At 63.2% G+C, this 541-nt stretch carries 1 protein-coding gene; it reads left to right on the top strand.

Features of this window, described 5'->3' with window-relative positions; genetic code table 11:
• Positions 1-541, top strand: a 541-nt coding sequence (locus tag G3A47_RS23300) for a VOC family protein (protein WP_166926661.1), incomplete at both ends; no start/stop codon positions are given.

Here is a 541-nt window from a genome sequence, read left to right as displayed (position 1 = left end):
GGGACCACCCTGCCGCGCCTGTCCGATCCTGCTTCGACAGACTTCGTTCAAGGCTATCGAGGAGCGAGTCCTGTTCCCCGATCCAGGCGGCAATCTTGCAGGCGGCTCACACACAGCCCGTTTCGGCGAGATCGAACAGCGTGGCGTGGCCCTGACCCCCAAGGGTCGCGGTCTCTATGACCGGCTGCTCAACGAAGCGCGCGCCAAGGTGCGCCCGGCCGCCGACGGCTCGAACGCACAGGACTATGTCACCGCGCTGCAGGAAAGCTTCTCCGCCTTCCCGGACGACTGGAATGCCATCCGCAAGGCAGGGCTCGGCTACTTCTTCTATTCCATCATACCGGGAGCCGATCTCTCCGGTCACGCCCGTTCCGACATCGAGGACCTGGTCGAGGCTGGCCTGGTGCGTTTCGACCCGATCGTCTACGAAGATTTCCTGCCGGTATCGGCGGCGGGTATCTTCCAGTCCAATCTGGGTGACGATGCCGTCCAGGATTTCGCTGCCAGCCCGAACCAGAAGTTGTTCGAGGTCGCTCTGGGT

It is taken from the genome of Flavobacterium poyangense, assembly GCF_011751075.1.
Lineage (GTDB): Bacteria > Bacteroidota > Bacteroidia > Flavobacteriales > Flavobacteriaceae > Flavobacterium > Flavobacterium poyangense.
Note: the sequence above shows the minus strand (reverse complement) of the source record. Positions and strands in the feature narration are given on the sequence as shown.